This is a genomic window from Mycobacterium sp. RTGN4, assembly GCF_033804635.1.
GTDB lineage: Bacteria > Actinomycetota > Actinomycetes > Mycobacteriales > Mycobacteriaceae > Mycobacterium.
In genome coordinates, this window is sequence record NZ_JAPZLB010000017.1 from 138,997 (window position 1) to 163,840 (window position 24,844).

Sequence of the window (24,844 nt, forward strand, 5' to 3'; positions counted from 1 at the left end):
TTCGGGTGACTCGCGGCGCGCCTGGAGCGCGCACGCGGAATCACGAAAGCCAATTCGATGCGAGGGTATGTGACAGCAGCGGGATACGACGACGAATTGCAGGCCGAGCGGGCCTACGTGGAAGGGCTCTACGCGCAGCTCGACGCTGAGCGCACCCGAGCGACCGGCGAGTACAAGACCGCGTTGCGCGGATCCGGCGAGAGTCCCATGGAGCGCGATGTCGAGGTGCGCGCCCTTGCCAAGCGGATGAAGCGCCTGGACGTGGCGGACAACGGGCTGTGTTTCGGGCGGTTGGACACTGTTTCGGGGGAGCGTTCCTACATCGGTCGGATCGGGCTCTTCGACACGGAGCACGAGTACGAGTCGCTGTTGCTCGATTGGCGGGCGCCGGCGTCGCGCGCCTTCTACGTCGCGACCGCAGCCACCCCGGAGAACATGCGCAGGCGTCGCCAGTTCCACACCCTCGGGCGCCAACTGGTCGACTTCACCGACGAGGTGCTCGGCCGTCCCGGTGGTGGAGAGCGTGGCGACGCAGCGCTGCTCGCAGCGGTCAACGCGCCGCGCGGTGAAGGGATGCGCGACATCGTCGCGACCATCCAGTCCGAACAGGACGACATCATCCGGCTCGATCACTCTGGCGTACTGGTGATCGAGGGTGGCCCCGGCACCGGCAAGACCGTGGTGGCGCTGCACCGCGTCGCGTATCTGCTCTATACCCAGCGCGAGCGGATGCAGAGCCACGGAGCGCTGGTGGTCGGACCTACTCCGGCCTTCCTCAACCACATCGACCGCGTGCTGCCCTCGCTCGGCGAGACCGACGTGGTGTTCATGACTGCAGGCGATTTCGTGCCGGGCCTGCACGTCACGATCGAGGACACCGAGGACGCCGCCCGACTCAAGGGCGCACTGAAGATGTTGGACGTGCTCGCGGCGGCCATCGCCGATCGACAGCGCCTGCCCGAGCATCCCGTGCCGATCGACTTGTCGGACGTCACGGTGCGGATCGATGCAGAGACCGCGGAATGGGCCAGGGACGAGGCGCGCAAATCCGGCCGGCCGCACAACGAGGCCCGCGCGGTGTTCGCTGACGTCGTCACGTACGTGGTCACCGAACGGGCGATCGCCCGCATCGGCAAGGGTTGGTTGACCCGCGAGGACCGTCATGCGTGGGCGCAGATGCGTGCCGACGTGCTGAACGAACTCGAGGATCACGCGCCGTTCGCATCCGCACTCGACGAACTCTGGCCGGTGCTGAGCCCGGAATCGCTGTTGGCCGACCTATACTCCTCACCCGAGCGACTGCACGCGGCGGGCGCTGACCAAGCGCTGTTTCGCGGCGACGGCGACGCGTGGACGGTGTCGGACGTGCCACTGCTCGACGAACTGGTCGACCTGCTCGGCCGGGACAAGGCGGCCGACGAAGCCGCTGAGCGGGAACGAAGGGCCGACGCCGACTACGCAGCCGGCGTGCTCGAGCAGATGGTCAGCCACGAGGACCTGATGGACGACGAGGACCAACTGCTCGCGACGGACCTGCTGTACGGCGAGGCGTTGGCCGATCGCTTCGTCGAGCGCGACACTCGCGAACTCTCCGAACGTGCTGCGGCGGACCGGGACTGGACCTACCGGCACGTCGTAGTCGACGAGGCCCAGGAGCTCTCGGAAATGGACTGGCGAGTCCTGATGCGGCGTTGTCCGAGCCGATCCTTCACGGTCGTCGGCGATCTCGCCCAACGCCGGTCGGCGGCCGGAGCGACGTCGTGGGACCACGTCTTGGAGCCATACGTACCCGGCCGCTGGGTCCATCGGTCGCTGTCGGTGAACTACCGCACGCCGGCGGAAATCATGACCGTCGCTGCCGCACTGCTTGCCGAATTCGCCCCCGGTGTCCAACCACCGGAGTCCGTCCGGGCGTGCGGTGTCCAGCCGTGGTCGAGACGCGTCACGAAGGCTGAATTATCCACGGCGATAGATGATTTCGTGTGCGACGAGGCTACGCGGGAGGGTACCAGCGTCGTGATCGGTCCAGCGGACGTGCCAGGCGCCGTCGCGGTGTCGGAGACCAAGGGCTTGGAGTTCGACTCCGTCCTGGTCGTGGAACCCGACCGCATCCTGGCTGCGGGCTCACGCGGAACGGCCGAACTGTACGTCGCGCTCACCCGCGCCACTCAGCGGCTTGGCGTCCTTCACGTCGGCCCGTTACCGCGGGCACTGGACGGACTCGTCGGCGTTGCTCAGGCCGGGTAGCCGCCCGCCTCGAGGTTCTCGAGCAGCCCGGGGTGCGTCGGTTGCCATCCGAACTGCGCGCGAGTCAGTGCGCTCGAGGAGGGTTGGTCGACGGCGAAGACGGCGCCGAGGAACCCGAAACGCTCCGCAGGAATTGCTTCGGTGGGCAGGTTCAGTTGGCGGCCGATGATCTCGGCGATCGCGCGCATGGGGTCGCCTTCATCGCCGACGGCATGGGCCACCGTGCCGGGCGCGGCCTGTTCGAGCGCCAGCCGGAACAGCCGGGCGGCATCGAGGCGATGCACGGCGGGCCAGCGCTGGCTCCCGTCGCCGACGTAGCCGGACACTCCGGATGCGCGGGCTGCCCCGATGAGCACCGAGCCGAATCCGTAAGGGCCACCACGGTCGTGGACCGAGCGCGGGAGGCGAACGACGGCCGAGCGGACGCCCTTGTCCGCCATCTCCAACACGGTCTTGGCGTTGCGTCCACGCCCGCCCACGGGTCCGTCGATGGGCATGACGTCCTGCTCGGTCGAGGCTCGTCCCGGCGCGGCGGGAGTGCCTGACGCGATGACGAGCGGCTTGCCGCTGTCTTCGAGCGCGGCGCCGAGCGTCTCGACGGCGAACGCCTCCTCGGCGACGCACTTCTCGAAGTTCGCGAAGTCGTTGCCGAAGGCGAGGTGAATGACGCCGTCGGATTGAACGGCGCCTGCGCGCAGTACGTCGGGATCGTTGAGCTCGCCGCGGAGTACATCGGCTCCCGGCGCGCTCACGGCCCGCGCCGAAGCGTCGGAGCGGGCGAGGCCGAGCACCTCGTGGCCGTTCGCGATGAGTTCCGGGACGACTACCGAGCCGATCCCGCCGTTGGCACCCGTGACAAAGACGCGCATGGCACTCCTATACAGCTGAGATTGTGATGAGACTTTTGTCCCATCAACGTAGCAGAGTGACGGGACTAGAGTCCCGTCAGTAAGATCGGCCAATGCCTCGATGGGAGCCCGATGCTCGCGAGCGACTGGTTGCCGCCGCGCTGCACCTGTTCTCCGAGCAGGGCTACGACGACACCACCGTCGCCCAGATCGCCGATAGCGCGGGACTGACCAAGAGCACCTTCTTCCGACATTTCCCCGACAAGCGCGACGTGCTGGCAGCCGGGCAGGAGACCCTTTCGCGGCTGTTCGTCGAAGGCATCGCCGGGGCACCAGCAGATGCCAGTCCGCTGACCGCCGTCGCCGCCGGGCTGGACTGCGCGACCGGGGCGATGACGCCGTTCAACCGTGAGCTTGGGCCCCGGCTCAGTGCGGTGATCGCAACCAGCGCGGAACTTCAGGAACGCGCTGCACTCAAACAGGTCGGCCTTGCCGCCGCGATGTCGGATGCATTGCGTGCCCGAGGGGTACCAGCCCTGGTCGCGACCCTCGCCGGCGAGTTGGGCGTACTCGCCTTCAAGGAGGCGTTCGCCGCATGGGTGGTGGACGGCAACCAGCAGGAGCTGGGCGAGTTGGCGCGCACGGCCTTGGATCAGCTGCGCAGCACGGTCACCGAACTCGGTTGACCACCGAAGACGTCACCGCGGAACACGACACCCGCGAGCGTCACGGCGAATAGCGCGGTCGACACCATCACGACGGCCGAGATGCCGTGGTGTTGGTCGACCAACCCGCCGGTGACGGATCCGGTGAAGATGCCCACTTGGAACGCCGTGACGTAGAGCGCGGAAGCCTGCTCGACATTGCCCGGCGAGACACGCATCGCGGCGGACTGCAACATCGGCGGTAGCGCGGCCGCCGACGCACCCCAGACCACGATGGCGCATGTCCCGAGCACGGTGGCGACGACACCCGAGCGAGCCACGGTCAGCACGCTCATTAGCCAGAACGCCAGACACAACACACCGAGGCTTCCGGCAACGGCGGTGCGAAGACGTTGATCGATGGCGCGCGCAAGGAGCGCCATCGCGACCAATCCGAAGGCTCCGTACCCGACGAGCAGCCACGCGGCGTCGGGTCCACCGATGCCGACGACGTCGCGGATGATCGGCACGATGAACGTAAAGGACGTGAAGTGAGCCGTTACCCCGACAAGCGTGAGACCGCACAGCACGATCAGTCGACCGTGGTAGCGCGGTCCTGGGCTGCGCGGAATCGTGGCTGCGTCCTCCTCGTCGACGGCCGGCATCGCGGGCAGCACGGCTAGCGCGACCATCGTGACGGCGGCGGCGGTGATCGCCAGCGCGGCCACCGTGGGCCGCCAGCCCCACGCCTGACTCATCGAGGACGTGAGCGGGTTGCCCACGACCAAGGCCGCCGACGTCCCCACATACACCGCCGCGGTCGCCCGGCCGGCGTGAGTCGCGGGGACTAGGCGCGTACCGATCGGGACGACGATCGCCCACATCAGACCGTGGGTAACGGCACACAACACCCGACTCGCGGCGAGCATCCCGAGGCCGGGCGCCAGCGCGGACAGCACTTGGGACACCGTCAGGCACACCATTGTCAGGATGAAGGCGCGCCGCCGTGGCCACCGCCTAGTCCAGCGCACCAACGGCACAGTCGCCACGACGCTGATCAAAGCGTAAGCGGCGGTGAGCATTCCAACGTGTGGTTCGCTGACCCGAAGATCGGATGCGATCGCGGGCATGGCGCCGATCGGGGCCAACTCCGCGACGGCATAGACATAGGCCGCGGCGGCCAACACCCCGAGCTGCACCCCGACACGTACGGTCCACCGGTACGGTGTCACCGCCTCGACAAGCGTCATTTCGGCGCAGACGTCACATCGAGCGCAGCGTAGATCCCGTCCGACAATGCGACGGAACGCGGATCGGCGTTGGCCTTCGTGGCGTCGAACCGATTCATCACGTACGCGTACCCGATCCGGTGTTCGAGATCGACGAAGGCGTACGAACCGCCAGATCCGCCATGTCCGAAGATGCGCGGGTTGGGCCCGGCCACGCACCGCTGATTGAGCATGTATCCGAGCCCCCAGCCGTGGTCGGCGACGCGCGGTCCGAGCACCACGTCGGTGGCCAGCCCGCCCTGGGACGTGCGGCACTCGTCCATCAATTCGCGGCTGACGAGCTTTTCGTGAGCCAGCGCGTGGTAGAAGGTCGCCATGCCAAGCGCGGACACGTGGGCATTGGTTGCCGGGAATTCCGCTGAGCGCCAACGGTCTATGGTCGCGGAGCCGATCTCGTCGTCAGGGATGAAACCCATCGCCACCGCCAAGCCGGCCTTGTCATGCTCGGCAAGTGAAGTCGGGTCTTCCGGTGCGCCGCCCGCGGCCAGCACATCGCGAATATGCGGCTTGTTGATCATGTCTGCACATCGTGCGTGATCCTGCTCCGGCAACCCGATGTGCACGTCGGCGCCGAGGGGCTCGGCAATCTGCGTCCGAAGGAATGCACCAAGCGTTTGGCCAGTGATGCGTTTGACCAGCTCGCCGAGGATGAACCCGAAGCTGACCATGTGGTAACCCTGGGCAGCCCCTGGCGTCCACCACGGTTCTGCCGCAGCCAATTCCGCGCAGACACCATCCCAGTCGAGCACGTCCGCAGGGTGCATTCGCCGCTGTGGACCGATGACGCCCGAACGGTGCGCCATCACCATCGCGACGGTGACCGCTTCCTTGCCCGCCTGGGCGAACTCCGGCCAGTAGGTGGCGATCGGCTCGTGCAGGTCGAGCTCGCCACGGTCGGCGAGCAGATGCACGCACGTACTGGTCAACCCCTTCGACCCGGAGAACACACTCGCCAAAGTGTTCTGCTGCCAAGGCCGTTCACCGTCAGCGTCCTGCCACCCGCCCCACAGATTGACCACGAGTTCGCCATCGACCCACGCCGATACGGCGGCACCGACCTCGCCGCGATCGGCGAAGTTGCGCTCGAATTGTTGCCGCACGGCGTCGAACGCGGATGAGCAGTGCCCGCCGATCGGAACCTCGGCGGGAGTCAGCTCGGCTCCGTCGAGCCATTTACCAGACACACCACTCCATTTCACCGGTCCTTGCGGCTAAAAGTGGTCCCGCGCACGAATCGGTTCGTCTACGGAATCAGATCGTGATGAAAACGCGGGCCGATTGGGGGAGCGGGTCTCTCGTGGCGAAGACTACGAGTCGGTTCTGGGCACACTGTGTTGGTTGGCTGTGACCGGCCTGCGCTCACACCTGGCTGGAACGCCACTTCTCCAGCGCGCGCCGCTCCCTCTTGGTTGGCCGCCCGGCACCGCGATCACGGGTCGCCACCGGCACCACGGGTGTCGGAGGCGGCGCGGGGGTCCGATCCAGGTAGCAAGTCACGGCGTCGGCCGCGCCGACCCGCTTCTGGATGACCCGTACCACCTCGACGATTCGGGTGGTCTCGCCGACTCGGGCGCGCACCTCGTCGCCCGGAGCCACCGTCGTCGACGGTTTTGCCGGCCGGTCGTTGATCCGCACGTGTCCACCACGGCACGCCGCGGCGGCATCCGGACGCGTCTTCGTCAGCCGGACCGCCCACAACCACCGGTCCACGCGGGTCGACTCCATGACGTCCATCATGAACTGCGCGCCGATTCCCTAGGCCCACATGTCGTTCAGCTCGGCGACGGTAAGCACGCTGGCGTGCCGCGGAAAGATCGTGTTGGTGAGAAAGGCGTGTGTGTCCGGATCGGGGTCTGCGGTGGCGTCTTCTAGGACGACGATCCGGTAGTCGCGGTCCATCGCCTCGCGCACCGTGCTGAGCACGACGCCGCTGGTGCTGATTCCAGCCAGAATGAGCGTGGAGCTCTTGCGTGCCTGCAGTTGCTCATCGAGATCTGTGGTGGTGAAGGCGCCAACGCGCGTCTTGCGGACGGTGATGTCGTGCGGTTGCGGACTAAGGCTTGGATGGATCTGACTGGTCGGCGCGTCGGAATGCAACGCGGCCCGGCGCTCGGGACCGGCCATGCGAGCCATCACGCTCGAGGGCGGGATCGCCTCGAATTCGGCGGTGGTGAAAGCCACTCGAACCCAGCCGACGTGGGCACCGTGGGCGCGGACGTCGGTGATGGCGGTGTTGGCTCGCGCCAGCAAGCCCTGGGCACCGGGTAGCCGGTCTATGAGGCCGACCTGGTAGTCCATGATCAACAACGTGGTGCGGGCCGGATCGAGGACGAACTCGTCAATCATGGGGCTGTCGACGCCTTCGTGGTCGTAGGGTGCGAGTGGTCGGGGGCGTTGGTTATCGCGTAGGGTCATTATGTCCGCTAAGTATCTGGATTCAGTATCAGCGCAGGAGTCATGCTCATGGCCTTCATGAAGAACACCCTGCCTGCCGTGGCAGTCGCCGGCGGGCTCGTCGCAGCAACGCTCGGCTTCGGTGCGGCGCTCGCGAGCGCAGAGCCGCCTCCGCCGCCGGCGCCCGCGGGTGAGGTGCCGCCGCCGAATGCACCGCCGAAGACTGCGGAATCTTGGAACGGTGAGCCGGTGGTGTGGACCTCGATGTGGGGCGGCCGCTGGGGCATCTGGAAGAACGGCTACTTCATCACGCTGTCGTCGAACATCAATACCGGCGGCGGCTAGCTCTTCTTGGGCTGACGTAGGTACGGGTGGATGACCAATGCGTACACACCCAGCAGTCCGAACGGCGCCAAGAGTGGCAGCCAAGGCACATCGAGCGGGACGGCTGCAACCGCCGTGGCGACCGCGCTGAAGGCCACTGCCGCAGCGGCGGTAGCTCGCGTCGGGCCCGCGGAAATCGGGCCGCTCGTATGCCGCATGACGAGATAGCCTGTCGCACACAGCCCCGACACTGCGCTGAGCATCGGCGGCGGGGCCGAAATTGCCAGGGTCAGTGCGGTGAGCAGAACCGCAATCGTTGCAGCGGAACGGAATTGCACCCCAGTTAGCACCGCCGCGACCGCAAGTCCAGCCGTCCAGAGGGCGAGCCAGTGCGTCTGAGGAAAGGTCGCCGCGACCATCGCCATGCCGAAGCACAGCGCCAGCGCGGGTGCGAGCGACCGGTTCACGTCGGCGCCCATCGCGAAGCCCGCCGGTCGGGAATCAGTTGCATCGCCTCGTCGAGCGTGTCTCCCTCCCGCCATGGGATCACTTCGACGCCGATGGTGCGCATGTTGCGGTACATGAAAGACCGCTCCAGCGACCATATTCGGTCGACAAGGGGATCATTGTCGCCGGCCGCGGGGGAGTCCCTGAGCACGTCGACGGCCACCACGACGTGACCGCGCTTGCGCAGGTCGATCAGCGCCATCGCGAAATGCGAATTGAGCAAGGTGGAGAACCCGACGACGATGGCGCCCGGTGGGACGGCAGGCCGTGGCGCCAACGAGCCAACCGAGGATTGGAATCCAGTACCGGCCCCGAGCGTCGCGTCGAGCACGCGATAGAACTGCCGCCGTCCGACGTCGGGTGCCAACCAGCGGGGGCGGCGCCCACCGAGCGCCACGATCCCGGCCCGGTCGCCCTTTCTGAGCGCGGTCTGCACCACTTGCATGGCTCCGCGCACGGTCCGCTCGGTGGCTTCGGTCGCAGGACCAGGGGGCTGTGGATAGGTGTCGATGAGCACGACGACGTCGGCGGCCTGCTCGCTGAGCCGGTCGGTTACGTGCAGCCTTCCGCGACGGGCACTCACCGGCCAGTTCACCGCTCGCAGCGGATCACCCGGCATGTAGGCCCGAATATCGGCGTACTCGACGCCCGAGCCGACGCGCCGTCCGACGTGCGTGCCAATGCGGTCGGGTAGCTCGGCGCGCGGAATGGCCGTAGATCGCGCAGGAGCGACGGGAAACACATACAACTGGACGGCGTCGATGGTCACGGATGCGGTGAGCAGACCGCCCCGCGCGGTAGCCGTGAGGTGAGCCCGAATCGGGTAGCGCCCCCAACGTTCGGCCGAGCACACGACCGTCACGCGGTCTGAATCCCGTTCGACGACGTGCATCGTCATCCCCTCGACCGCCGCGGCGGTGAGTTGCACCGCTGCGCTGGATGGATCCGTCTCCACCCAGATGCTCAGCCGAATCCGTTCGCGTTCGAAGAACCCCACCGATTCCGCCCGCACCCACACGTGGATTCGTGGCGTGGGAGGTTGGCGGCCGATCGACCACAACACCCCCAACATCGGAGCCGCGAACACAATCAGCTGCCAGCGCGAGCTCGCCAGCCCCAAACCGATCGCGACGGCCAGGCAGGTGGCGATTGCTCCGGCGAGACGCGATGCGCCCCAGTCGAATTCGACCTCATGCGACTCGGCAGCGTCAGTCACGAGTCCTCAAACCTGCTCCAAGCACTCGAGAATCCCCTCCAGGGTGCGGCGACCGGGCCCTGGTCGGGAGGAGCCGCCCCGCACGACGTTGTCCGGATCGACCCACTGCCACAACTCGCCACCGAAGAGCATCGTTCCCGTGGCCTGGAACGCCGCGGGATCCGTGCCGCGCCTTTGACTTGCCTTCGTCGCCATTTCGAACTGGCGGGCGAGAATCGGCCGCACGCGTCGATCCCAGTCCGAGCGGGTCGTTTCGGACCAATGAATAAGCGCCTCGGTTCGAGATACCCAGCGCTGCAACGATTCCGCCTCGTCGTTGGAGGTGGGTTCGCTCACCTGCGGATCGGGGACGACCGCCAGGTAGCCGCGCATGCCGAGTAAGACCAGCCCGATCGCGACACCAGCCAGCGCATGAGCGTACGCGCGACCGGGTAGACAGATCGCGACGAATTCTGCCAGCACCGCCAGAACGGAACCGACGATGACGAGACTCCGCGTGCTTGGCCTCAGGCCCTGCGCTTCAGGAGTCAGTTCGAAATGAGCCGGGCTACCGGATGCTGTCCTGTGCCATTCGGCAATGCGTGGGGCCAGCGGGCGGATCGCCACGACCAGTGCGACGGCGAGCACCGCGACGGCAATCCCCACCGTCGCCCAACTACCGAAGGCTGCGCCCGCGGGGACGTGTCCGCGGAGGGCCACCACGGAGCCTGCCAGAAGCACCGCCGCGCCAGCGGCTTTCCACCACGACCGTGCGTACCGGTCGGGGGTCATTGTGACAGGGGCGAATTCGCGCTCAGCCCGTCGAATTTCACGCTGGCCTCCTGGCGCCCACCACCGCTGCCTCTGCGTATGAATCCGGCAATGCTAGGTGAGCACTCGCCTAGCGGTCAACGGCCGGGGGACCGGCGCCGGTTGGTCACGAGGCGCTGAGGATCTTGATCGCGAAGACCAGCGAGTCACCCTTTTGGATTCCGGCGCTGGGCTGCCCATCGGGATACCCGTCCGCGGTGGCCATTGCGACCGCGACCGTCGAACCGACCTTCTGTCCCGCGATGGCCTTCTGGAAGCCCGGCACGACCCCGGTCAACGGGAAATCGGCCGGGGTGCCGCGCTCGTAGCTGCTGTCGAACACGGTCCCGTCACGTCCGTTGACGCCCATGTAGCAGACGGACACGGTCGCGGTGTTCGCCACGACCGGCCCGTCACCGGCAGTCAGCGTGTGAACCTGCGTCTCGGCGACGCTGAACGGTGCGGTTACCTTGACCACGGGCGCCGCGGTGTCCGTCGAACCGGTGACCGCGATGCTGCCGGTGGCCCCACTCAGCGTCCACTCGGGTGCGCCACCATTGGCTGGAGGGGCCGTTGGGCACTGGCTCAGCGAGGCTGGCGACTCGGCGATCGAGGTCGACGCCAATTCGGGAACGGGGGACGACGAACTTGCCTTTGCCGTGTCGGCCTCAGAGCCGCATGCGGCGAGCGTGACGACGAGCGTGGCAGCAGACGCCGCGAACGCGAGGGAAGCAGACACCCGAGATGTTTTCACCGCCGCCACGCTACAGCGTCGAACAAGGCCGCCGGAGCGGCACTCATGTCAGCTTCAACGTGACGCCAGCATCGTCGAAGACCCCCCGTACCGCGTCGAAGAACGTGTGTTGCCCTCGCTGCACGTCCTCCAGATCGCGCCGCGACACCTCACTGTGTTGCCACTCGAACTCATAGGCTTGATGTTCTGGGGTACCGAATCCGCCGCGCAGGCAATCGGCCAGCGCATCGAGATTCGATCCGAAGTACCCGCCGGGGCCGTTGACTGCGCGGCCTATCTCTCGGTAGAAGTCGGTGACCGACTTGACCCTTCGGCCGTCGATTCGAAAGACACGCGGCACATCTGAGGCCGGTTTGCGCGTCATGGCTGCCTTCCCGCGTCATTGACCAGACAGAAGGAGTCGTAGTGGTCGCCGGTGTAGAAGTACTGGCGCGGGTTGGTCACCGGTGCTCCGCCGGTGATGATGCGCCTCGTCGACCGGTTTCGGGCACCAGGGGTGATCACGGTGTACTCGCGGTAGTACCCCTTGGTCTGATCGGGTAGGTGACCCTCGCGGTTGCCGAAGACCACCCCGTCGTTGCGGGGAAAGGGGAACGGGCCATGCGAATGAATGACCCGTACGGTGTCGGCCGCCTCGGGCGGCAAGGTCGCCAGCGGGCACGTCCGCACGCCGTCTATCGCCGTTGATGCGCCGGGCGTGGTCGTCGCGGGATTCGATGACTGCGTGCTCAGCAGCGCCCATCCGCCGATGACAACGATTGCCACGCAGAATGCGACAAGCGCGAACCTGCGTCGACTCACCCGTGCTGCTCCTTTGTCGGCTACGACATTATCCGTCGCGCCCGCTGCCGCATCCCGGGATGCGGCAGCGGGCAAGCGGTCAGTAGTCCCAGTTGGCAGGTACGCACCGGAAGGCGGCGCCGGCAACCGCCACCCGGCAGACGGACGGGAACGGAAGATGAGTGGCCACCAGGGACTCGCCGGTCGCCGCCAGTTCCCTCAAGAGCCGGACCCGGACGCGGGCAGCCTCCTCCGGGTCGTGTTCGAAGCCGTTCTGCCACTCGGGGTTGTCGAACCCGGGTGCGAACACGGCGTCACCGGCGAACGTCAGCCGGTCGCCTCCAGATTCCACGCGGACGATGCTGTGCCCGGGGGTGTGACCGCCGGTGCGGGAGACGAGCACGCCAGGTGCCAGCTCGTACTCAGTTTCGAATGTCTGCAGTTGGCCGCGATATTCATTCAGGAACCGCGACGCGATGGACGTAAGCGCAGCTGGCACCGGAGCAGGCATGTCGGTGTGGGAGAAATCGGGGGACTCCCAGAACTCGGCTTCGGCGGTCGCCACGTGGATCTTCAGGTCGGGACGCAGCCGTTCCTTCAGCCCCGCGGTGAGCAGTCCACCGACGTGGTCCATGTGCAAGTGGGTGAGCACCACGTCGGTCACGGCTGCTGGATCGATACCGGCAGCCTCCAGCCGGTGGACCGTCTGCCCGGCGCGTGGGAAGTCCGGGAATTCAACGCCCAGTCCGGCATCGACGAGGATGGTGCGGCCGCCGGTGCGTACGACGACGACATTCAACGGCCAGTCGAGCACGTCGCGCGGCAGGAACCTGTAATCCAGCCAGTCCCCGTACTCGGTTGGGTCGGCGTTGGTGGCCATCGTCTTGGCTGTTATTGGCAACACTCCATCGCTGATCACCAGCACCTCGATGTCACCGACCTGCACCGCGTAGCGCGACGGAACCAACTCGTCGTGTGTGGGCCCATCCGGGCGTGAGATGTCGACCAAGCTCATGTTCTTCTCCTCCTGAGGGGCTTACGGGAGACATGGTTGAAATGACCTGTCCTTCCCGTGGAACGCCTGCCCACATCTGGATTTATCCAGCGGTCGGAGTCACGTGCGGCGCGGCCGCAGCGCCACCGTTGAGGTCAGGAGTACGAAGGCAAGCACAGCGGTGGTCGTTCGTGCGGCGTGCGCGAGTTGCCAGCGGTCGCGGACGCTCGACCAGTCACCGGGTGGGGACGACACCGTCCAGCTCAGTTGGTCGGTGTTGATCGGCACACTGATCAGCACGCTGATGAGCAGGGTCACCACGAGTAACGCCACGGCGGTCATTGCGACCCAGCGGCCGCTGCCGGGCCTGCGGATCACCGTCACGGTGAACACCACCGCAGCGAGGATGGACGGCAACAACAGCGCGGTGGCCAATTCGTCGAGGTGCGCGAGTTCGATCAACCGGACCTGGGTGTAGACGCCGGCACTGTAACTACGCAGGGTGGCTTCCACGACCATGACGGTGACGAGAAATCCGGCGAACATGCCGCTGAAAAGCACTGCTACGTATGCGGATCCCATCGACCATGCGGTGTGCGCGGGTGAGGTCGTCACGGAGTCACCGGGCTGCCGTGGAAGCCGGGCCGGCGGTTTCGCTGGATCCCGCTTCTCGCCGGATCATCTGCCACAGGCTCGGGGTGTGCTCGGTAGTGGAGACGATGACGGTGCGACCGACGGTCGTCGGGTCGGTGGCCAACGACACAAGATAGTCGGCCAGATCGATGCGTGCGGTGAACGCGCCGACGGGATCGACATCGCCCCGCACGTAGTCGGTGGGTGCGGGCAGATCGAAGAGGCCCGACGGGCGAACGATGGTCCAGTCGAGGCCACTGTCACGGGTGACGCTCTCCATGCGCCGGATGTCGTCGTAGACGGTCTTGCCGATCGTCCTGGTCAAGATGGGCTCGATGAGGCGCAGGCTGAACGGGATGCGGCTGCGGCGCATGGGGTGGGCCGCCGTCGAGCTCACCACGATCAGGCGGCGCGTCGAGGCTGCGCGCATGGCGGCCACGATGTTGGCGGTGCCCACCGAATAGGTGTCTACAGGTTCGCGGGTGAACGTGACGCCGAGTGTTGAGACGACGGCGTCGGCTCCGGCCACCGCCGATTGAATCGAAGATGCGTCGCGCGCGTCGGCGGCCACCACCGTCAAGCCGGGTCCGGCCAGCGGGAATTCATTGGGCCGGCGGGTGACGGCCCGCACCCGGTGGCCTGCCTGAAGAGCCAATGCGGTGACCAGGCGGCCTGTCTGCCCGTTCGCTCCGAACAATGCCAACTCCATGGGATTCCTCCTCGGATTTATTTAATCACTACTAGTGATCATCACCATATATGACAATCATCGGCAATGCTATTGTCCGTGACATGGACGAACGGCCGACGGGCATCACCGCGCTCGACGAACGCATCCCGTTTCTGCTGTCGCAGCTCGGCGCACACATCGCGGTCGAGTTTCAGCACCGGATGAGCGTCATCGGCGTGCAACCGCGGGCCTACGCGGTGCTCATGGTCTTGGCGACCGGGGACGGCCAGTCGCAACGCCAGCTCTCCGCGCGACTCGGCATTCATCGCAACGCGATGGTGGCGGTCATCGACTCGCTGGAAGCCGACGGCCTGGTTGAACGCAAGGCCAATCCAGGGGACCGTCGCGCGTTCGCGATCACACTCACTGATCGGGCTCGCAAGGTACTCCCCGAACTGGATCAAGCCGGGCGCGCACTCGAGGAGTCGATCGCAAAGCCGTTGTCAGACGTCGAGCAGAGCACGCTGCGCGAATTGCTGCAGCGCATCGCCGCCGGCGCCAACCTCATCCCCGGCGTACACCCGGACCTCGCGGAGGTACCACCGCGAGTTTGACGATGACTCTGGTGCGAGGAGTCGCCTGGTCCACCTGCTGAAAATGACCGATTGCGTTCGAGACGTGGCCTGGCCGTGAGGATTACAATCCGACTCACGGGCCGAATCGCAGGAGGTCATGATGCGCACACCGACTGCCGCAGCGGGTAGCGCGGTGTTCTTCGTCGCCGCCCCCGGCACCGTCGCCGGGCTCATCCCGTGGCTGATCACCCACTGGGACTTCCACCAACCTCTGACACACTGGGCGATCGCGAAAGCCGTTGGCGTGCTGCTGATTTGCGTGGGAATGCTACCCCTGGTGTCGGCGTTCGCGGAATTCGTCAAGGCCGGCGGCACACCGATGCCAATCGCGGCGCCCCCGCAACTGGTCGTCAGCGGCTTCAACCGCTACGTCCGTAATCCCATGTACGTCGGGGTCCTGCTGATCATCATCGGTCAGGCGCTGCTATTCGGTAGCCTCGGCCTGCTGATTTACGCCGCGCCGACATGGTTGCTCGTGGCGACATTCGTGCGCTGGTACGAGGAACCCACGCTCACCCGCCAGTTCGGCACCGACTACCAGGAATACCGACGCGGGGTGCGCGCCTGGTGGCCCCGGCTACGCCCGTGGACACCAGAAACCACGAGTACTCCGGGTTGACCCCAGCGCATTTCATCGCTGCATACTTCCACGGCGCTATAGCGCCAGATGGAGTCTGAGTGCTGCGTCGAGATCCGACGTGCCACGCAAGTTCTCGTACATCACTTCTCCTTTCGCCGACGGGTCAGGAAGCGATCGGGCCGACGCCATTCGACACGTTCCGGCAGGATCCAGCCCCGCCATCGCGCCAGCAGGCACAGCACCGCGCCCACCACCGTCGCGACCAGCAGGCCTGCCTGCGGATACCCCAGGAACTGGATGAAAACCATTGTCCCGCTGGCGATCACGGCGCATGTTGCATACAGCGTGTTCCCACCGAAGATCGTCGGAATCCGACCAACCGCGATGTCGCGCACCGCGCCACCGCCGACAGCGGTCACCGTTCCCAACAGCACCGCAGGGAGCCAACCCAACCCGAGGGTGAGTGTCTTCTGTGCGCCGGCCGCCGCCCAGCAGCCCAGCGCCAGTGCATCCACGAAGGGAAACAGCCGCTCCCAAACACGCCCCTCGAACCGGACCGCGAACGCGACTCCCGCGCCGATCAACGCCGTCGTCAAGTACGCGTAATTCGTCAATGCCACCGGCGTGCCGTGCTGCAGAAGGGTGTCGCGGATGAGGCCGCCGCCCAGGCCCGACACGATCGCCAGCGCCGCAAAGCCGACCGGGTCGAATCCGTGCCGGCGCGCGACCGCGCCGCCGAGCAGGGCGTTGGCGAACACTCCCGTCAGATCGAGCACCCGCACCAGGTCCGGCACTGAGACCAAAGCGGTCGCCATGGCACCCATCCTCTCGCGCTAGCCCCAGGGCGCGAGCAGGAATTCGTCGATGAATCGCCTAAAGGTGTCATCGACGAACGTCTGGTCCTCGGCGGTGAAGAACTCGATGATGAGCCCTTGAAAGGCCGCCAGTGCGATACGTGACCGGGTCTCGGCGACATCCGCAGGCATTCCCACGGCTTCGAGGCGGGCCCGGGAATTGCGGGTCAGCAAGGACAAGGTCTCCCAGGTGTAGTCGCGATAGGGACTGTCGACGCCACAGGCCGCGCCGAAGACTTGCAAGACCACACGCAAGTTGTCGTGGCGTTCGCCGCGCGTGCACTCGTACCAGTCGTCAAAGCACCACTGCCGGTGCGCGGCGATCGACGCTGGCAGGTCCAGCTCGTTGGTCTCCGGAATGGCCGCGCGCTGTTGACGCGTGAGCACCTCAAGAATGAGCTGCTCTTTGCTCCCGAAGTAGTACACCAACATTCGAGCACTGGTCCCAAGCTGGGACGCAAGTTCGCGCAGCGAGGTGTCCACCACACCGGTGCGCGCCAAGATCGCACCGGCCGCGGCGAGCAACTCTTCCCGCTTTGCGCGGTCGATCGGGCGCGGCACGCCCTTGACTGTAGCAGTTGTTTCATATACAGGTTGAGAGGTGACTCGGCCTGAAACGCCTCATCCGTCGCACCGCTGGTCGGTCGAAACGACAGACGATCGAAATACTCTCGCGCACAGACGATTACGGATGGTCTCGCCACGTGTGGTCATCGTGGCCTGGGTTGTCGCGGTTGCCGCACTGCTGATTCAGCAGTCGCTCGAACCCTTCACCGCAGGCTCGCAGATGGGAATGCTCACCAATGGCGGAGACCTTGACATATATCGTCACGGCGGCCTGCAGGTGCTCCATGGGGATCCGCTGTATGGTGCGCCGATCCCGCCGGGAGGCTGGTTTACCTACCCGCCGTTCGCGGCGCTCGCGTTCATTCCGTTGTCGCTGTTGGCTTTTCCGATAGCGAAGGCCGTGTGGATGCTGGTGTCCTTCGCCGCGCTGGTTGCCACTTGTTGGCGTTGCGCCACCGTGTTGGGCTACCGAGCCGATCGACATCTCGGCCTGCTCAGTGCGGCAATGGCTGTGGCGGCACTGGACATCGAAGCCGTCCGCGGCACCCTGTGGCAGGGCCAAGTAAACCTCGTCTTGATGGCGATCGTCGTCTGGGATCTCACGCGCCCCGGCGAGGCGCGCTATCGGGGTTGGGCAGTAGGCATCGCCGCGGGCATCAAGTTGACGGCCGTCGTATTCGTGCCCTACCTGCTCATCACCCGGCAGTGGCGCGCCGCCATCGTTGCGGCGGGGTCAGGCGCGGCAACCGTGCTGCTCACGTGGTGCCTGCTGCCCGCCGACTCTGCGCAGTACTGGACTCACGCCGTTTTCCAGACCGACAGAATTGGGCCGCTGACTCATCCGGGCAATTTCTCGATCGGCGGCATCCTGGCCAACCTGTGGTCGCCAGCGCCGATGCCTGCGCTGTGGTGGCTCCTCGGTGTCGGCGTCGCCGGCCTGGTCGGCTACTACGCCGCCTACCGCGCAGAACTCACCGGTCACCAGTTGCTGGCAGTCACGATCACCGGGCTGCTGTCGTGCACTGTGCCGCCGTTGGCATGGGGTCACCACTGGGTGTGGACGGTACCGCTGCTGGCCATCACCATCGACTGCATCGCCCGCAGCACCGGCCCCAAACGCTGGGCATCGATCACCGGCACCATCGCGATCTATCTGGCGGTCTTCATGTGGTTCAACGCGTGGCTGTACCGCACCGCACAGCAACTCAGTGGAAACTACCCCTCCTACGTGGCCGCGCTCGACGCCGCGATCGAGCGAATGACCCGGGCCGACAAGCTGTTCGCTGTTGGCACCCATCCGCTGCTGTTCGTCGTAGTCGCGGTGGCCACCATCGGTCTGACCTCCCGAGTCCACGGCAGCAGAAAGCATTTCGGCCATTGAGCGCGGCCTGGCCGCGCCGATTGCGCTAAGCGCCGTTGCTGTGTTCGATGGCGAACTGACGGATACAATCATTCACCTCGTCGGGGACCTCGGCCGGCAAGGCGTGTGAGGTGTTGGGCCACAGGTGATATCGCCAGTGGGGCACCACCGACTGCATCCGCTGAAGCCCCTTCTCTGAATCGTGAACAGTATTGCCCGCCAGCAGAACTTGAACCGGGACACGCACTGAACGCAGCAGACGAACGCTAGCGAAACGCGACGGCGGCGTGCGTATGGGTGGCGCGAAGGTAGCGAACCCGGCCACGAACAGCCCGGCCAGCATGTCGATGGAACTGCCCGGTGCGGGGTGACCCGTCACCCACGCCGCGGCGCGTCGAGCTCGCACGGAATGCGGGCGCGACAACAGCAGCGCAAGACTTCGCCAGAACCTTGAAGAGAGTCGAGCCACGGTGTTGGCCGGATCAACCAACGTCACCGTCGCCAACCGACGGGGCGCCCGCGCCGCGGTATGGATGGCAAGCCAACCCCCATAGGAATGCCCAACCAGATGGACGTCGCGCAGCCCTAGCCCCTCCAGAACCGCGTCAATGCTGCGCGCGCAATCTGCGGGGGTGAACATCGTCTTCGACTGATTGCCCGCTCCGGGCTGACCCAACATGTCGATCGCATAAACGGTGAAATCGCTTGTCAAACCGGCGACCTGGTTCCACCACATGGCCGAGGTCAGGAAGAAGCCGTGTATCAGTACGACGGGCACACCGCCGTCTGGCCCGTGCTGATACACCCGAACGGTGCCGAACTTCGTCGGAACATCGTGCACGACGTCCGGCCGCGGACTCACTGCGCGTAACTCGTCATACGTTGCCAGATAGCGCCGTCGTGCGTCCGCGCTCTTGAACCCGCCGTCAGCCAAGCCCACCAAGGAACCCCTTCGGTCAAGGCGACAATGCGCCACCGAGTCACGGTAAGCAGGTTTACCGATAACCCGCCATATTCGACTCCGCCTTATTCGCCACGTCCGGCTTGTAGGGGAGTGGCTGGTGCGCCGAGGCGTGGGCCGTAGCCCCACCGATGCAGGGCACAGGTGTCCGAAATGGCAGCACCATGCGGATCACCAAACCAGCCGGCACGGCGCACCAAATCCAACGCAGGTCTCCGGTCGCATGGCTCACCCAGGCGCCAACGAACCAAGCGAGAGTGCCGGCTAGTGTCCGCACCAGGTTGGCCACGTATGCACCACGACCGAACTCGATGCCGTCCCGGGTGTAGGCCACGGTGCCGAATACGAGCGAGACTGCCGATAGCGCCCAGATCGACCGCGCGACATGGGCAACCGCGCCGTCAGCGGACATCGCGTCCACCACGACCGGCATCAACGCGAGCGTCGCGAGGCCGGCGACACACCCCAGCACTACCGAGGAGCGCAGTAACGAGGACTCGACACGGTGGCGCTCCGCCATCGACGTTGTCGAGGAGACCAGGATCTGTGCGGCCGACTTCCAGCCCTCCACAGCGAGCACCACCAGTAGCCAGAATTGGTAGGTAACCTGGTGTGCGGCGCCGGCGACGGGGCCGATCCCGACAGCCGCGCCAGTCATCGCAATCGTCGCCGCACCCAGTGCGGCGGATCGGACCGCGAGCACCAACACCGCGCCGACCGACTTTCTCCACGCCGGGGGCTCGGTCATCGCGTCGGTGGACCCCCTCGTCAACAGTCCACGCGCCCGCATCACCAGGAGTAGCAGGCACGCCACGACGAGCTGCGACAGCGTCGACGCCACACCAAAGGCAGTGACGCCGAGCGTCGTCCACGCCACCGATACGATGTCGAGCAGCACATGGACCCCGGCGCCAGAGAGCGCCAGCACGGACACCGCCGGGACGGCGTTGCTGCCACGCAGCGCCCCATAACCCGCCATGACGAGAGCCATTACCGGCAGCCCGACGGCACGGGCCAGCAGATAACCGCGCGCGCCCGTCCCGAAATCGGCCAGCACGGCAACAGCCCCCAGCGCAATGGACAGCGCGAGGCCGAATACAACTGCGGACACGAGTCCGTGACGCGTGGTCCGGGCGGCATCGTTCCTCCTGCCCGCTGCACGCAGTCGGGCCACCTCGGTGGTCTGTGCGAACAAGATCGGAGTGACGAGCCAGGTCGCGGTCGTCGCGATACCCGTGCCCAAGGCAAGGGAGGACTGCTCGTCAACACCGAGGCTCCCCGCCAACACGGTGTCGGCCACCCCGGTGAGCGGTTCGGCGAGCAGCGCGATGGCAGCGAGTCCGGACAGTCGCAGCGCCGCGCGAATGGTGTTCAGCGCGAGTTCCTTTGCAAGCGGACGCGGTGCGCTGCCACGTGGCTGCGCGTTGCGCATCGTCGCGAGCAGTAGAGCTGGCGGCCGGAACGCGAGAAGTCGACGAACACGTGACCGCAGCTTGGCGATGCGCACTCGCCGATGCGCATTGCTCCCTCGGCGTCGGCGAGCACCGTCGCGATCGAGACAAGACAGTTGACGCGCAGCCGCTCTGCCAGCCCATCGTGGTGGGCGTCGAAGTGCAGATGGGGAGCCCAGACGTCGCCGATCGAGACGCTGACCTGGACGTCGACGGTCGACAGGAGATCGTTGAGCCGACTCGCCGCGGTGGCGGCGTCCGCGGCCGAGAAGACTGGCTCAAGCTCGCCGGCCAGTCGCCGCATCGTGCAGAGCATCTCATCGAGGTCGGACTCGTCACCGCGACGTTCGTGCTGCAGCGGCAGCGCGTCGGAATCCAACAACGCGGCCGCCCAGTCCGCGTCGAGAAGCCCGTCCCGCCAGGCGTTCACGATCATGACGGTCAGGTTTGCGGCACTCCGGTGAATCGGCACGTTGCAATCCTGCAGTAAGGGTTGAATACAGTTCAACGCTTACATTGGCGCGCATTGCAACCTGCTCGAAACTCCGCGATATCCTCGAGCCGAGGACGTGCCTCCTGACAGTCCTGGGCTGCGGTGTCGACGCTGGCCGTCGTGCCACGCGCAGTGCGCGAGCGGTTCGAATGCCCCCTTCTTCCCGGTCGTTCCCTCGCGGCGGACGTATCGTCCCTCTTCCGAGATCGACCACCGCACCGCCACCCGTGTCATTCGGCCGTCCGATGAGTACCGCGCGGGCCTCAACCCCACAACGGAATGGAGTGAAAACACATGAGCACCAACCCAATTGCTAGCGGCACCGAGCGATCGATCATCGAGAACATGCTCGACCGCAACCGCGAGGCACTCATCGAGACCGCCCGCGGCCTGTCAGATGCCGACGCCCGCCGACGACTCGTCACGTCGCTGACGACGCCGATCTCATTGATCAAGCATGCTGCCGCGGCGGAACGGATCTGGTTCCAACGGTTCTGGGCGGGACTCGGCGAATCGGAATGCGACGGATACGCGCGCCGCGACGAGGGCACCTTCGCCGTCGCCGACGACGAGTCGCTGGCTGACGTCATCGCCGAATTCGAGCGCGCAAGCCAACGATCACGTGAGATCGCGTCCCGCTTCGACCTCGATGACACCAAGGACAATCCCCGCGAGGGAAATGTCAGCATGCGATGGACACTGCTCCTGATGATCCAAGAATTCGCAAGGCACGCCGGCCACGGCGACATCCTCCGCGAACAGATCGACAAACCCCCAGTGCGAGAGCCAAACTCGTGAGACCGCGGCGCGGATGGAAAATCGTTGGACGGCGGTCGGTTCACATTGATAGCGTGCGCGAGACCGTGACATCACACCAGGAGGTGAGACCCATGAACGCAGTAACCAAGTGGGTGCTCCCACTCGTGTTCACAGTCGGGCGATTGACGTAGGTGTCGCCGGGAGCGCCCGAACAAGGCAATCCCGAAAGGCCACACCATGCACTTCACCTCTGAGACATCGTCGAACGGTGTCATCGAACGCAGTTTCACTCTGGATGAGATCACCGGCGTGCTCTGGTCGCCCACATTCGGCACCGTCGGCTCACCACTGCTGCTGTTGGGGCACTCCGGCGGCATGCACAAGAAGGCGCCGGGACTGGTAGCCAGCGCGCTCCACAGCGTGACCACCCATGGATTCACCGTCGCCGCCATCGACGCGCCCGGACACGGTGACCGGCCGCGAGACCGTCAGGATCAACGGTGGGCCGAGTCGATCCATCAGGCCCGGGCGGCGGGGGAGTGGATCGCCCCGATCGTCATCGACTACAGCATGTCGCTGGCGGCGCGTGCGATGCCGGAATGGCAGGCGACCCTGGATGCCCTGCAGGCGTTGCCCGAAATTGGCGTCGAAGCGCCGATCGGCTATGGCGGCGTGTCGTTGGGTGTGGTGACCGGGCTGCTGTTGGCGCCGGTCGAATCCCGGATCGGTGCCGTGAGCTTCGGTGGGGTTTTCGTGGACGGTGCTCTGATCGAGGCGGCAGGCAAGATCACCGTCCCAGTCGAGTACCGAATTCCTTGGGACGACGAGGAATTCGATCGCCCATCCGAGGTCGCGTTGTTCGACGCCTTCGCCTCGAAGGAGAAGACGTTGCACGCCCATTCGGGCAGGCACTACCCGGTGCCCGAATACGAGCGCGACAGCTCGGCTCGGTTCTTCGCCCGCCATCTCCGCCGGGCCGGCGACACGGCTTCGGACTGACGCGCACGGGTATCTGCGTCCGGCCCGCGCAAGGGCGCGGACCTCTCACCGCCGGGGCTTGCCGCCATGATCGCCGAGTTCATCCAACGAATGCAGTTGGATGGCGTCACGGTGGTCGGGAACGACACCGGCGGTGCCCTGTGTCAGATTCTGTGCGCGAACTATCCCGAACTCGTTGACCGGCTAGTGCTCACCAACTGCGATGCTTTCGATAACTTCCCGCAAGGGTGGCCAGACTGATCGAAGCAATCGGTGCGCACGTCCCCGGATCGATCGCAGGCCTCGACGCGATCTTGCGAACACGGCTGCTGAGAAAGGCCGCCCTGATGGCCGCGCCCTTGACGATGCGCCCACTGCCCGATGAGTTGCTTTCAGCGTGGTTCTCGTCGCTTCACGACCGCCGTGTCCGTGCTGACCTACGCGCAGTGCTGCAAGGGATCTCGTCGAAGCACACACTGGCCGCCGCCGAGCGGTTGAGAACCTTTGATCGCCCAGCGCTCATTGTCTGGGGCGCCCGGGACTGGGGGTTTCCGTTAAGCGACGCCGAACGGCTCGCAGTGACGCTTCCTTGCTCTCGCCTGGAAATTCTCGAAAATGCGCGCACGTACGTTCAATTCGACCAGCCCCAGCGTCTAGCTGAGCTCTTGCTCGAACACATGCATTAGTCGGTGTGGTCTGACAAGCAGTTCGCGGTGTGCGCGGGTGTGGTAGCACGCACGACATAGGGTGAGCACCACGGCGCGGCGCAGCACTCGCCGGTCGATCAAGCCCGCAGAATGTCGGCCGGGGACACGGTTTCGACGAACGCCCGCGCTGCGGCGGCGAGCTTCCTGTCCGCAGTGGCCAGCGCGTCGGCCTGCAGCTGCGTCAGCGCGATGTACTCGGCCTGGTAGGTGTTTGGCCAGTTCAGCTTTGCGGCTATTCGCCATGCGTGGTCCTGCAGTGATCGGTCGCCCAGGAGCCGGATGCGCAGCCCGCGGATATCGTCGAGAACCTTCCGGCCGGTCCGTTCATCGATCTCGCCGCGGTACACCGATTCGTACACCAGGGCGAGTGCCTGCGAGCGCAACAGAGTAGGAGCCGCCAGGCTATGGTCCGGTGGAATGGTCGCTCCGCCAGCGGCGAGGTCGACGGCCACCTGTGCATCGATGACGAACGTTGTCATAGCAGTACCTTCGCATGGAACGCTGGTCTTCGGCTACGCGACGAATTCTCGACTCGCGTTACAGCACAGCCACTCTCGGGTGACGCCGAATCCGTTCAATTGAAACTGGGACACGTTGATGGTTTCGGTGGGATACGAGCGGTACGGCGCGCAGGGCGGTGATTGGGGTTCGGCGACCCGACGCCCGCAGAGCTGGCGAACCTTGAGGCCGCCAAACCAACTCGACGTAACCCGCGCGCTAGACCGAATGGATCTCGCCCTCGTGCCCGTGGCGGATTTCATCGATCTCATCACCTCGTTTACGGCGCACTTCCGCAGCACGGCAGGCCAGTCGGCAAACAGATGGCCAATCAGCAATTCGCCGTGCACAGGCGTCTGCCGCCGACCCTGAACCGGCGTTTTGGTAGATTTCAGATGTTCCAATACAGTTAACGGCTAATCACTACAGAGCCCTAGTACCAGGTAAAGTGGCACAAATCACATAATGCCACCTGGCGTGGCGGTTGCCACAAATGTGATGTGTCGACAGCGGGCCAACTCTTGCACCGCTGCAGCGGTAACACGCGCAGCAAACTTCAGTCTGGCATGCATCTGGTCGATCGGTGCGACGTCGCCGGACGGCGACCAGGACGCAGTCCAATCCCGTTCAGCGCCGACAGGCGCAGTTGGAGGGGGGTGTTTGTGTCCGACACACGGATTCACAAGTTCAAAGCCCCACAGAGGAGAGCAAAACCATGCCGGGAGTTCACCGATCAATGGAGACGTTCGGAAAACAGAAACAAGTAAAGAAGGTCATCGCCGGCCTTCTCGTTGCCACTGGCTGTCGACCGTCGCGTAATTCCCCCGGGGTGTCCGTCACGTAATTCCGCCACCCGGTGGGCCTCGGTGTAGGTCTACCGGGTGGGTTTGGTGTTGTCTACTGGCGCGCTAG

At 65.7% G+C, this 24,844-nt stretch carries 30 protein-coding genes; 10 read left to right on the forward strand and 20 right to left on the reverse strand.

The features are described 5' to 3' along the window. Positions 1-69: 69 nt before the first annotated feature. Positions 70-2,247: an RNA polymerase recycling motor ATPase HelR gene (gene helR, locus SLQ30_RS28410; protein WP_319450036.1), complete on the forward strand. Its 2,178-nt coding sequence runs from the start codon at positions 70-72 to the stop codon at positions 2,245-2,247. On the opposite strand, the gene SLQ30_RS28415 is transcribed toward helR, so the two are convergent. Continuing rightward, positions 2,235-3,116, reverse strand: a complete 882-nt coding sequence (locus tag SLQ30_RS28415; protein ID WP_319450035.1) for an SDR family oxidoreductase — start codon at positions 3,114-3,116, stop codon at positions 2,235-2,237. The two genes, helR and SLQ30_RS28415, sit on opposite strands and share 13 nt — an antisense overlap. A gap of 92 nt (positions 3,117-3,208) precedes the next feature. On the opposite strand from SLQ30_RS28415, the gene SLQ30_RS28420 reads away from it, so the two are divergent. Next, positions 3,209-3,781, forward strand: a complete 573-nt coding sequence (locus SLQ30_RS28420; RefSeq protein ID WP_319450034.1) for a helix-turn-helix domain-containing protein — start codon at positions 3,209-3,211, stop codon at positions 3,779-3,781. On the opposite strand, the gene SLQ30_RS28425 is transcribed toward SLQ30_RS28420, so the two are convergent. From SLQ30_RS28425 to SLQ30_RS28440, 4 genes are all read right to left on the reverse strand, one after another. Further along, on the reverse strand, positions 3,748-4,989 hold the full coding sequence (locus SLQ30_RS28425) for an MFS transporter (RefSeq protein ID WP_319450033.1): 1,242 nt from the start codon (positions 4,987-4,989) through the stop codon (positions 3,748-3,750). The two genes, SLQ30_RS28420 and SLQ30_RS28425, sit on opposite strands and share 34 nt — an antisense overlap. Next, complete coding sequence (locus SLQ30_RS28430; RefSeq protein ID WP_319450161.1) at positions 4,986-6,182, reverse strand: serine hydrolase domain-containing protein; 1,197 nt, start codon at positions 6,180-6,182, stop codon at positions 4,986-4,988. Before SLQ30_RS28430 ends, SLQ30_RS28425 begins: the two co-directional genes overlap by 4 nt. Before the next feature lie 205 nt (positions 6,183-6,387). After that, positions 6,388-6,753 carry an RNA-binding S4 domain-containing protein gene (locus SLQ30_RS28435; RefSeq protein WP_319450032.1) on the reverse strand — a complete coding sequence of 122 codons (366 nt, stop codon included), beginning with the start codon at positions 6,751-6,753 and terminating at the stop codon, positions 6,388-6,390. A 30-nt stretch (positions 6,754-6,783) separates the two neighbouring features. Continuing rightward, entirely contained in the window at positions 6,784-7,374 is a 591-nt protein-coding gene (locus tag SLQ30_RS28440) for a cysteine hydrolase (protein WP_319450031.1), read from the reverse strand. A gap of 117 nt (positions 7,375-7,491) precedes the next feature. On the opposite strand from SLQ30_RS28440, the gene SLQ30_RS28445 reads away from it, so the two are divergent. Continuing rightward, positions 7,492-7,767: a hypothetical protein gene (locus tag SLQ30_RS28445; protein WP_319450030.1), complete on the forward strand. Its 276-nt coding sequence runs from the start codon at positions 7,492-7,494 to the stop codon at positions 7,765-7,767. Here the strand turns inward: SLQ30_RS28445 and SLQ30_RS28450 are convergent. The 9 genes from SLQ30_RS28450 to SLQ30_RS28490 all read right to left on the reverse strand — a co-directional run bounded on the left by SLQ30_RS28450 (position 7,764) and on the right by SLQ30_RS28490 (position 14,128). Beyond that, positions 7,764-8,213, reverse strand: a complete 450-nt coding sequence (locus tag SLQ30_RS28450) for a hypothetical protein (protein ID WP_319450029.1) — start codon at positions 8,211-8,213, stop codon at positions 7,764-7,766. The genes SLQ30_RS28445 and SLQ30_RS28450 overlap by 4 nt on opposite strands. Then, entirely contained in the window at positions 8,210-9,469 is a 1,260-nt protein-coding gene (locus tag SLQ30_RS28455) for a DUF58 domain-containing protein (RefSeq protein ID WP_319450028.1), read from the reverse strand. The genes SLQ30_RS28450 and SLQ30_RS28455 overlap by 4 nt, the downstream gene beginning before the upstream one ends. 6 nt (positions 9,470-9,475) lie before the next feature. After that, complete coding sequence (locus SLQ30_RS28460) at positions 9,476-10,240, reverse strand: hypothetical protein (RefSeq protein WP_319450027.1); 765 nt, start codon at positions 10,238-10,240, stop codon at positions 9,476-9,478. A 145-nt stretch (positions 10,241-10,385) separates the two neighbouring features. Continuing rightward, positions 10,386-10,997, reverse strand: a complete 612-nt coding sequence (locus SLQ30_RS28465) for an FKBP-type peptidyl-prolyl cis-trans isomerase (RefSeq protein ID WP_413468206.1) — start codon at positions 10,995-10,997, stop codon at positions 10,386-10,388. Between the two features lie 58 nt (positions 10,998-11,055). Continuing rightward, on the reverse strand, positions 11,056-11,376 hold the full coding sequence (locus SLQ30_RS28470) for a barstar family protein (RefSeq protein ID WP_319450025.1): 321 nt from the start codon (positions 11,374-11,376) through the stop codon (positions 11,056-11,058). Next, positions 11,373-11,747, reverse strand: coding sequence for a ribonuclease domain-containing protein (locus SLQ30_RS28475; protein ID WP_413468209.1), 375 nt, complete (start codon positions 11,745-11,747; stop codon positions 11,373-11,375). Before SLQ30_RS28475 ends, SLQ30_RS28470 begins: the two co-directional genes overlap by 4 nt. Positions 11,748-11,892: 145 nt before the next feature. Further along, positions 11,893-12,807, reverse strand: coding sequence for an MBL fold metallo-hydrolase (locus SLQ30_RS28480; protein WP_319450024.1), 915 nt, complete (start codon positions 12,805-12,807; stop codon positions 11,893-11,895). A gap of 99 nt (positions 12,808-12,906) precedes the next feature. After that, positions 12,907-13,401: a DUF1772 domain-containing protein gene (locus SLQ30_RS28485; protein ID WP_319450023.1), complete on the reverse strand. Its 495-nt coding sequence runs from the start codon at positions 13,399-13,401 to the stop codon at positions 12,907-12,909. A gap of 4 nt (positions 13,402-13,405) precedes the next feature. After that, positions 13,406-14,128 carry an NAD(P)-dependent oxidoreductase gene (locus tag SLQ30_RS28490; protein WP_319450022.1) on the reverse strand — a complete coding sequence of 241 codons (723 nt, stop codon included), beginning with the start codon at positions 14,126-14,128 and terminating at the stop codon, positions 13,406-13,408. An 83-nt stretch (positions 14,129-14,211) separates the two neighbouring features. On the opposite strand from SLQ30_RS28490, the gene SLQ30_RS28495 reads away from it, so the two are divergent. After that, positions 14,212-14,703 carry a MarR family transcriptional regulator gene (locus SLQ30_RS28495; RefSeq protein WP_319450021.1) on the forward strand — a complete coding sequence of 164 codons (492 nt, stop codon included), beginning with the start codon at positions 14,212-14,214 and terminating at the stop codon, positions 14,701-14,703. A gap of 118 nt (positions 14,704-14,821) precedes the next feature. Beyond that, positions 14,822-15,343 carry an isoprenylcysteine carboxylmethyltransferase family protein gene (locus tag SLQ30_RS28500; protein WP_319450020.1) on the forward strand — a complete coding sequence of 174 codons (522 nt, stop codon included), beginning with the start codon at positions 14,822-14,824 and terminating at the stop codon, positions 15,341-15,343. 101 nt (positions 15,344-15,444) lie between these two features. Here SLQ30_RS28500 and SLQ30_RS28505 read toward each other — a convergent pair whose 3' ends face one another. Beyond that, positions 15,445-16,119, reverse strand: a complete 675-nt coding sequence (locus SLQ30_RS28505) for a trimeric intracellular cation channel family protein (protein ID WP_319450019.1) — start codon at positions 16,117-16,119, stop codon at positions 15,445-15,447. An 18-nt stretch (positions 16,120-16,137) separates the two neighbouring features. Next, a complete protein-coding gene (locus SLQ30_RS28510; RefSeq protein ID WP_319450018.1) occupies positions 16,138-16,719 on the reverse strand; it encodes a TetR/AcrR family transcriptional regulator in 582 nt (193 codons plus the stop codon). A 130-nt stretch (positions 16,720-16,849) separates the two neighbouring features. Here SLQ30_RS28510 and SLQ30_RS28515 point away from each other — a divergent pair, with 130 nt between their 5' ends. Further along, positions 16,850-18,106: a glycosyltransferase 87 family protein gene (locus SLQ30_RS28515; RefSeq protein ID WP_319450017.1), complete on the forward strand. Its 1,257-nt coding sequence runs from the start codon at positions 16,850-16,852 to the stop codon at positions 18,104-18,106. A gap of 25 nt (positions 18,107-18,131) precedes the next feature. Here SLQ30_RS28515 and SLQ30_RS28520 read toward each other — a convergent pair whose 3' ends face one another. The 3 genes from SLQ30_RS28520 to SLQ30_RS28530 are packed head-to-tail and all read right to left on the reverse strand — an operon-like array spanning position 18,132 to position 20,969. Beyond that, the gene (locus SLQ30_RS28520) at positions 18,132-19,025 is read right to left on the reverse strand and encodes an alpha/beta hydrolase (protein WP_319450016.1); all 894 of its coding nucleotides are present in this window, start codon (positions 19,023-19,025) and stop codon (positions 18,132-18,134) included. Between the two features lie 55 nt (positions 19,026-19,080). After that, the gene (locus SLQ30_RS28525) at positions 19,081-20,478 is read right to left on the reverse strand and encodes an MATE family efflux transporter (RefSeq protein ID WP_319450015.1); all 1,398 of its coding nucleotides are present in this window, start codon (positions 20,476-20,478) and stop codon (positions 19,081-19,083) included. Then, a complete protein-coding gene (locus tag SLQ30_RS28530) occupies positions 20,418-20,969 on the reverse strand; it encodes a CGNR zinc finger domain-containing protein (protein WP_319450014.1) in 552 nt (183 codons plus the stop codon). The genes SLQ30_RS28525 and SLQ30_RS28530 overlap by 61 nt, the downstream gene beginning before the upstream one ends. Positions 20,970-21,284: 315 nt before the next feature. On the opposite strand from SLQ30_RS28530, the gene SLQ30_RS28535 reads away from it, so the two are divergent. From SLQ30_RS28535 to SLQ30_RS28550, 4 genes are all read left to right on the forward strand, one after another. Beyond that, the gene (locus SLQ30_RS28535; protein ID WP_319450013.1) at positions 21,285-21,788 is read left to right on the forward strand and encodes a DinB family protein; all 504 of its coding nucleotides are present in this window, start codon (positions 21,285-21,287) and stop codon (positions 21,786-21,788) included. 198 nt (positions 21,789-21,986) lie between these two features. Then, positions 21,987-22,748 carry an alpha/beta hydrolase gene (locus SLQ30_RS28540; protein WP_319450012.1) on the forward strand — a complete coding sequence of 254 codons (762 nt, stop codon included), beginning with the start codon at positions 21,987-21,989 and terminating at the stop codon, positions 22,746-22,748. Positions 22,749-22,814: 66 nt separating this feature from the next. Further along, the gene (locus SLQ30_RS28545; protein WP_319450011.1) at positions 22,815-22,988 is read left to right on the forward strand and encodes an alpha/beta hydrolase; all 174 of its coding nucleotides are present in this window, start codon (positions 22,815-22,817) and stop codon (positions 22,986-22,988) included. After that, on the forward strand, positions 22,976-23,413 hold the full coding sequence (locus tag SLQ30_RS28550; protein WP_319450010.1) for an alpha/beta hydrolase: 438 nt from the start codon (positions 22,976-22,978) through the stop codon (positions 23,411-23,413). Before SLQ30_RS28545 ends, SLQ30_RS28550 begins: the two co-directional genes overlap by 13 nt. A 98-nt stretch (positions 23,414-23,511) precedes the next feature. Here the strand turns inward: SLQ30_RS28550 and SLQ30_RS28555 are convergent, their stop codons facing one another. Further along, entirely contained in the window at positions 23,512-23,913 is a 402-nt protein-coding gene (locus SLQ30_RS28555) for a type II toxin-antitoxin system VapC family toxin (protein WP_319450009.1), read from the reverse strand. Between the last annotated feature and the right edge of the window lie 931 nt (positions 23,914-24,844).